Source organism: Candidatus Synechococcus spongiarum SH4, from assembly GCF_000586015.1.
GTDB classification, from domain to species: Bacteria; Cyanobacteriota; Cyanobacteriia; order PCC-6307; family Cyanobiaceae; genus Synechococcus_B; species Synechococcus_B spongiarum_F.
The window spans coordinates 1-8038 of record NZ_JENA01000064.1; the positions used below are offsets into that span (position 1 = coordinate 1).

General features: G+C 63.5%; 6 protein-coding genes. 4 read left to right on the plus strand and 2 right to left on the minus strand.

What is annotated here, in order from left to right:
- On the minus strand, positions 1–1223 hold a 1223-nt coding region (dnaG, locus tag BG35_RS0104390), incomplete at its 3' end, for a DNA primase (RefSeq protein ID WP_025781868.1).
- 90 nt (positions 1224–1313) lie between these two features.
- On the opposite strand from dnaG, the gene glyS reads away from it, so the two are divergent.
- Positions 1314–3494: a glycine--tRNA ligase subunit beta gene (glyS, locus tag BG35_RS0104395; protein ID WP_025781869.1), complete on the plus strand. Its 2181-nt coding sequence runs from the start codon at positions 1314–1316 to the stop codon at positions 3492–3494.
- Here the strand turns inward: glyS and chlP are convergent.
- Positions 3452–4834 (minus strand): geranylgeranyl reductase, encoded by a 1383-nt coding sequence (gene chlP, locus BG35_RS0104400; RefSeq protein ID WP_025781870.1) that lies wholly within the window; start codon positions 4832–4834, stop codon positions 3452–3454. The genes glyS and chlP overlap by 43 nt on opposite strands.
- A 133-nt stretch (positions 4835–4967) precedes the next feature.
- On the opposite strand from chlP, the gene BG35_RS0104405 reads away from it, so the two are divergent.
- From BG35_RS0104405 to BG35_RS10265, 3 genes are read left to right on the plus strand one after another with little or no spacing between them, the layout of a single operon-like run.
- Complete coding sequence (locus tag BG35_RS0104405; protein ID WP_025781871.1) at positions 4968–5717, plus strand: M15 family metallopeptidase; 750 nt, start codon at positions 4968–4970, stop codon at positions 5715–5717.
- 13 nt (positions 5718–5730) lie between these two features.
- Positions 5731–7530 carry a translational GTPase TypA gene (gene typA / locus BG35_RS0104410; protein ID WP_373276964.1) on the plus strand — a complete coding sequence of 600 codons (1800 nt, stop codon included), beginning with the start codon at positions 5731–5733 and terminating at the stop codon, positions 7528–7530.
- 20 nt (positions 7531–7550) lie between these two features.
- The gene (locus tag BG35_RS10265) at positions 7551–7988 is read left to right on the plus strand and encodes a DUF309 domain-containing protein (protein ID WP_025781873.1); all 438 of its coding nucleotides are present in this window, start codon (positions 7551–7553) and stop codon (positions 7986–7988) included.
- The last annotated feature ends 50 nt before the right edge of the window (positions 7989–8038 follow it).

The window sequence follows — 8038 nt, forward strand, 5'->3', positions numbered from 1 at the left end:
CCCAGCAACTCCACCATGGACCGCATTGCCCTCTGGAAGTGGTCCGTACGGCTCAGATCACAATCCTGCAGTTCCTGCTCGATCTGCCAATCCAGCCAGAGGGGGGCGGCGGCGAGACGTTGGCCATAGGCGCCGCTGCCGTGCCGCCGCAGGTAATCGTCAGGATCCTGGCCGGGAGGGAGCGAGAACACCCGCAGTTCCACCTGCCCCTGCAGGGCCAACTGCTCCACCTCCTGGATGGCCCGTCGGCTGGCCCGTGCGCCAGCGCTGTCACCGTCAAAGTTCAGAACGATGCGTTTGCTGGCGGCGGCGCGGCAGAGCTGTTTGATCTGCCAGGAACTGAGGGCTGTGCCCAGGGCCGCCACACTGTTGCGCACCCCGGCGCCGTGCAGGGCGATGACGTCAAAATAGCCCTCCACCACCACGGCCAGATCAGCCTTGTGGATGGGGCCTGTGGCCATGTCCAGACCAAACAGAATTTTTCCCTTCTCGAATACCGCCGTCTCGGGAGAGTTGAGATATTTGGGCTCACGGCCATCCAGGCTGCGGCCGCCAAAGCCCACCACCCGGCCCTGCTTGTCCCGAATGGGGATCATGAGCCGCTGGCGGAAGCGGTCGTAGTGGCCCTCCCCCCCTTGACGGGACACCGCCAGGCCTGCCGCTTCCAACTGCAAGGCGGTCACACCCTCCACCTGCCCCAGGTGGCGCAGCAGGGCATCCCAACTGTCCAGGGCATAGCCCAGGCGGAATTGCTCCATAATGGCCCTACTGAGGCCCCGTTGCTTCAGATAGGCCAGGGCCGCCTGCCCCTGGGGCTGCTGCAGATTGGTCTGAAACCAGCCTGCAGCCAGCGCCAGGACACGGTAGATGGACTCCTGATGGGAGAGTTGTTGCCGCAGCCGATCCTGTTGGTCACCGGAGACGGTCTGAACCGGCACCTGATAGCGCTGGGCCAGTTGCAGCACCACGTCCGTAAAACTGCTCTGTTGCAGTTCCATGAGGAACTTGATGCTGTGGCCGCCGGCTCCACAGGAAAAGCAGTGGTAGATCTGCTTGGCGGGGGACACCGTCATGGACGGTGACCGGTCCTCATGGAAGGGGCAGAGACCGACAAACTCCCGTCCCCGCTTCTTGAGCACCACGTGCTCGGACACCACGTCCACAATGTCGGCCCGCTCCCTGACGGCGGCAATGGTGCTGGGGTGCAGTTGCGGGGACGCCAAGACAGGGTGCTTGGAGGTGTACCCGCAGGCTAAACAGAAATCCCGTGGTGAAGCGCGGGCCATACAGTGCAGGGATCCCGTGGTGGATACGTGGCTTCCCTGCTTCTGGAAATTGGCGCCGAGGAATTGCCGGCAGCGTTCTGCCCGGCAGCGCTGGCCCAGTTAGGTCGGTTGATCACAGCCTCTCTGAAGGACTGGCATTTTGACGCCCTGCCCTGGCAGGGTTTTGCCACACCCCGACGCCTGGGGGTGTTGGTGCGGGATCTGCCGCCACGGCAGAAGGACCGGGTGAAGGAATACAAGGGGCCGCCAGCGGGACAGGCCTTTCACCAGGGCAACCCCACCCCTGCAGCCCAAGGGTTTGCCCAGCGCTGTGGGCTGGCGGTGGAGAACCTGACCGTCCGCGCCACCCCCAAAGGGGAGTTCGTCTTTGCGGAGGTTCCCCAGCCGGGCCAGGCAACGGAGGCATTGTTGCGGGAGGCGATTCCCGGCTGGATTGCCGCCGTTCAGGGCAAACGGCTGATGCGCTGGGGAACGGGGACGCAACGCTTCAGTCGCCCGATCCGCTGGCTGGTGGCCCTGCTGGATGATGATCTGTTGCCGGTGCAACTGGAGCAGACCAGTCCCGTTGTGACATCCCAGGCCAACTCCTACGGACCCCGCCGGGGCTGGCGTTGCGATCCTCTCCCCATTGCCACGGCTGAAGCCTATGAGGCCAGTCTCCGGAAGGCCGGCATCGTTGCCGACCGGCAACAGCGACAGGCCCGCATCCGCCGCCTGATTGAGGACAAGGCCGCTGAACTGGGGGCCGTTCCTCAACTCAAACCGGCACTGCTGGAGGAACTGACGGATCTTGTGGAAGCGCCGGGGTTGATCGTTGGCCGCATGGAGGAGCGTTTTCTGTCCCTGCCGGCGGAGGTGAGCGCCATGGAAATGGTGACCCACCAGCGCTACGTGCCCTTGTTTCAAGCCCCGGCGGATCCCTTGGCGCTGGATGCCCATGGGGTGCTGGATCCCCACTTTCTGGCCATCACCAACGCCAGCCCCCTGGCGGATGCGGCCCTCATTACCCAAGGGAATGAACGGGTGCTGCGGGCCAGGCTTGCCGATGGGGCCTTTTTCTACGATCAGGACCGCTCTCAACCCCTGGAGGACCACCTGTCCCGTCTCGAAGGGGTCACCTTTGCCGCGGGGCTGGGCTCCCTGAAGGATCGGACCGACCGTCTGGTGCGGCAAGCCCAGGCCATGGCCGTGGCGCTCCAGCGGCAGAACGAGGCGCTCCGGTTGAATCAGCAGGCGCTCAGCCGGGCGGCACTGCTGTGCAAGGCGGATCTGGTGACCCAGATGGTTGGCGAGTTCCCGGAATTGCAGGGGGTCATGGGGGCCAAGTACGCCATGGCTTCCGGGGAAGATTCGCAAGTGGCTGAGGCCATCCGCGAGCACTACCTGCCCAGTGGCGCCGATGATCCTCTGCCCACTTCCCACCTGGGTCGGGCTCTGGCTTTGAGCGAGCGGCTGGAACTGCTGGTCTCCATCTTTGCCACCGGCCAGCGGCCCACCGGTTCTTCCGATCCCTTTGCCCTGCGGCGGGCCGGCAACGGACTGCTGCACATCCTGGTGGACTGTGGCTGGTCCCTCAACCTGGTGGCTTTGCTGGAGGCTGCCTGCAGTCAATCCGCCAAGGATTTTATCGATCTGGCCGTAAAGCCCACCACCCTGCTGGCGGACCTGTTGGCCTTTCTGCAGCAGCGATTACGCACCCTGCTGGCAGAGTTGGGGATGGATTACGACATCATTGATGCGGTGGCGGCGGAGGCGCAGGATCCTGCGGCCTTACTCCGTGATCCAGTGGATGTGGTCTGCCGTGGGCGGCTGCTGCAGCGGCTGCGGGGCTGCGGGGAGTTGGCGCCCATCCAGACGGTGGTGCAACGGGCGGCCCGGCTGGCGGAAAAAGGGGATCTGCAGCGTCACCGACGCAACCCCAGGGACTGCGTGGATCCATCCCTGTTCAGTTCCCCGGCAGAGGGGGCGGTATTCGCTGCTTTGGAAACCCTGGCCCCCCTGAGCCGGGCCAGGGATCGGCACGGTTATGAACGCTTGCTCACGGGCCTGGGGATGTTGTCACCCCGGTTGCAGGCTTTTTTTGACGGGGAAGACAGCGTGATGGTGATGGCCCCTGATCCGGATGTGCGCCGCAACCGGCTCAACCTGCTGGCCGTCCTGCGCAATCAGGCCCTTGTCATTGCAGACTTTTCCCGGTTATCCGGCTGAGGGTCAACGGCTGGCGACCGGCCCCGGGGCGTCATCTCCACCTGCACAGCGCCGGGATTGACAAAATCTTCCTGGGGGCGTCCCACGGCCGTGTCCACCGGTTGGTAGATCTTCGGCGCTATGGCCTGACCCCGCAACAGGCTCGCCACGGTCATTGCCGTGATCTTCACCTGTTGCCATGGACTCATGGGCACAACCCGCTTGTAGAGGTAGCTGTCAAACGTGAGGCGTTGCACGTCCTTGTCGTCGCACATCTCCACGAATGCCTCACGGGTTGCATCGCTGGCGTAGAACACCCGCTGGAGAATGTCCAGAACCTTGTAGGTGGCGCCGTAGCGGCGATCCCACTGGCGCAGGTAGGCGCGTTTCATCTCGCCGGCCGTGGGGATGCGTCTGCCCTGCTGGCTTACCTGCACCAGAGCTTCCGCACACATACGGCCGCTCTTGGCGGCAAAGTAGATGCCCTCGCCGGAACTCTTGGTCACGTAGCCGGCGGCATCCCCCACCAGACTCATCTGCTGCACCACCCGACGGGGCCGTGGGTGCTCCGGGATGGGATGGGCTTCCACCTTGATGACCTCGCCGCGGAACAGGCGCTTATTGGCCCGTTGGCGGATACCCCGTTGCAGGGACTTGATCAGGGACTGGTTGTTCTGCATGGTGCCGGTGCCCACCGCCACGTGGTCGTATTTTGGAAACACCCAGGCGTAAAAGTCGGGGGACACGTCAGTGCCCACGTACATCTCCGCCAGATCCTCGTAGTAGGACATTTCCTGCCTGGGCAGACGGATCCGCTCCTGAAAGGCAATGGCCACCTTGTAGGAACCCGCATCCATGGCCTTGGCCACCCGGGAGTTGGCGCCGTCAGCGCCGATGATGTAATCCACCTCCAGGGTTTGACAATCACCCTTGAGCCCCGCACCGTGGGCGGCGTAGTGGATGGTGTAGGGGCCTTTGCGCTGGGGTCCGGTGGCGATGGACTGCACCAGGCCGTTCACCAGGGTGGCGCCGTACTCCGCCGCCCGGTTGCGCAGGAAGGCGTCAAAAACCTCCCGACGGCACATCCCGATAAATTCATCCTGGCGATACCCTAGGGGATCCAGACGAATGTCCACTTCCTTGTTGGAAGGGGAAATCATCCGCATGTTGCGAACCTTGCGGTCGATGATGTGGCCGGGGAGGTCAAACTCCTCCACCATGCAGAGGGGAATTGCACCACCACAGGGCTTGGCATTGTCCAGCTTGCGCTCAAACAGCCAGGTTTTGATTCCAGCTTTGGCCAACACTTCCGCAGCACAGGACCCACTGGGACCTCCGCCAACAACGGCAACGCGCAGCATGACAACTCTCCTCGAGAACTTGGCAGGGAGTGATGCTTTGAACCTACAACCAGGAGGCAGCGCCATGGGTAAGCTGTTGCCAAGCGGTTGCAGGGCACGGCTTCCTGGAGCAATACTTGAGGGCGGAGACGGCGTGCCAAAGCTGACAACCCAATTGGACGAGATCCCCGTTGCTCGCCGTCTGACCCCATCTGTTCCCCAGCAGCAGCGGCATGGTCTGAGTGGCCTGTTGACGCTGCTGATGCTGCTGGCTGGCGGTATCGTGGTGGGGATGGTTCTTTTCCTGCGTCCTGCCCAGGACATGTCCACGCTGCCTGATCCTTTGACGGAACCCATGCCCCAGCCAGAGGCGGATGGTCGCCTCCTGGGCCACTTCCCCTACCCCGTTGCCCATGGGGCGGACTTGGTGGAGGTGATCCCCGGCCGCCGATTGCACAGGGATGCGGCGACAGCGTTTCTGGCCATGCAGCGGGACGCAGCGGAAGCAGGCGTGCAATTGCGACTGCTGAGCGCCTTTCGGGATCGGGAGACCCAGCACAACCTGTTTTTCCCCATCATGGTGGAACGGGATCAACAGCCGGAGGAGCGGGCCCGGGTCAGCGCCCCACCCGGCTACTCCGAGCATCACACCGGCTATGCCCTGGATCTGGGGGATGTGCGCCATCCCAAGTTGGACCTGGACGAAGCTTTTGATCAGAGTGCCGCTTTCGCCTGGTTGCAGCAGCACGCCTCCCGCTATCACTTCCGGATGTCATTCCCGGTGGACAACGGTCAGGGCGTGGCCTATGAACCATGGCACTGGCGTTGGGAAGGCAGCAGTCATGCCCTGGAACTGTTTGAGCAGGCGCGCCGCTTCAACGCCGCAACGTTAACGATTCACTGACGCCTTGCCTGCCATGGGCCAATCCATCCGGAACATTGCCATCATTGCCCATGTCGACCATGGGAAGACCACCCTGGTGGATGCCCTGCTGGCCCAGTCGGGCATTTTCCGCCAGGGGGAGGCCGTGCCCAGTTGCGTAATGGACAGCAACGCGCTGGAGCGGGAGCGGGGCATCACCATCCTGGCCAAGAACACCGCGGTGGACTACGGGCAGACCCGCATCAACATTGTGGACACCCCTGGTCACGCGGATTTTGGCGGGGAGGTGGAACGGGTGCTGGGCATGGTGGACGGCTGTCTGCTGGTGGTGGACGCCAACGAAGGCCCCATGCCGCAGACCCGCTTTGTCCTCAAAAAGGCCCTGGAGAAGGGCCTTCGGCCCATCGTCTTCATCAACAAGGTTGACCGGCCCCAGGCCATGCCGGAGGCGGCGGTGGACAAGGTGCTGGACCTCTTCCTGGAACTGGGGGCTGATGATGACCAATGTGATTTCCCCTATCTCTTCGGCAGTGGCCTGGGGGGATTTGCCACGGCTGATCCGGCCCAGGGCGGTGACACCCTCCAGCCTCTGTTCGAGGCCATCCTTCGCCACACGCCACCCCCCGTGGGGGACCCGGACAAGCCCCTGCAACTGCAAGTCACCACCCTGGACTACAGCGATTTCTTGGGCGCCATTGCCATTGGCCGCATCCACAACGGCTCCATCCACAACGGGCAGCAGGCAACCCTGATCGGCAGTAGCGGCGCCATGAAGCGGAGCCGAATCAGCAAGCTTCTGGGGTTTGAGGGTTTGAGACGACTGGAGATCGAGACCGCCAGCGCCGGGGACATTGTTGCCGTGGCGGGCTTCAGCGGGGTGAACATCGGCGACACCATTGCCTGTGGCGACAGTCCCAATCCCAAGGCCCTGCCCTTGATCAAGGTGGATGAGCCCACCCTGCAGATGACCTTCATGGTGAACGACTCCCCCTTTGCCGGCCAGGAGGGCAAGTTTGTCACCAGTCGTCAGTTACGGGACCGGCTGAACAGGGAACTGCTCACCAACGTGGCCTTGCGGGTGAGCGATACAACCTCTCCGGACCGCTTCACCGTATGCGGACGGGGAGAACTCCATCTGGGCATTCTGATGGAGACCATGCGGCGGGAAGGCTACGAGTTCCAGGTCTCCCAGCCCCAGGTGATCTTCCGCACCATGGACGGGGACGTCTGCGAGCCCTACGAGACCATCGTTCTGGACGTGCCGGGAGCGGCCGTGGGGGGCTGCATTGAGCGCCTTGGCGCATGCAGGGGGGAAATGCAGAACATGACCACCTCCGGGGACGGTCGCTGTCAAATGGAATTCGTCGTTCCTGCTCGCGGCCTGGTGGGCTTTCGCAGCGACTTCATCCGCATGACCCGTGGCGAGGGCTTGATGAGCCACTCGTTCCTGGACTACCGCAAGATGGGAGGGGATCTGCAAGCCCGCCACACCGGGGTGCTGATTGCCTTCGAGACGGGTGTGTCCACCGTCTATGCCCTCAAGAACGCGGAAGACCGGGGCCAGTTTTTCATTCGTCCTGGCGCCAGGGTATACAAAGGAATGATCGTGGGGGAACACACACGCTCCCAGGATCTGGAGATCAACGTCTGCAAGACCAAACAACTCACCAACATGCGTTCAGCGGGCGCAGAAGAGTTGGACACGTTGCAGACTCCCGTGGACATGACCCTGGAACGGGCCCTGGGTTACATCGGCCCCGGTGAACTGCTGGAGGTAACTCCCCAATCCGTTCGGCTGCGCAAGCTGCCCAGCCGCAAGCCTGTAAAACGCTAGATCCCCTCTCCTTGCAGCCCATGGGCGCCTGTCCGGATCCTGCCCTTGCCGCGGCGCTAATCCTCTTTGCCCGGGAAGACTGGTACGCCTGCCATGACGCCCTGGAGGCACTCTGGCAGGAGAGTCTGGAGCCGCGGCGCACGCCCCTTCAAGCCCTGGTGCAGATTGCCGTGGCCATGGTCCACTGGGGGCAAGGCAACCGCCGCGGCGCCACCCTACTCTGGGGTGAAGCCGTGGCGCGCCTGGCCCGCTGCCGTGACGAACTGGACGAACTGGACGGGGTGGATCTGGCCTATCTGCATGATCAAGGCCGGCATTGGCTTCGCTTTCTCCAGACATCCCCTGGAGGCACAGCCCCGCCGCCGCCGCGGTTGTCTCCCCCGGGCGGCCGGATCGAAGATAACTTGAACGTGCGCCCTGCACCACCGGAGCCGCGCCACCGCTGCCCCCCGGCCTGACTGAATGGTTGCCGTCGCGCTTCCTTACTGGTCTGTTTGCGGGAAGCCGT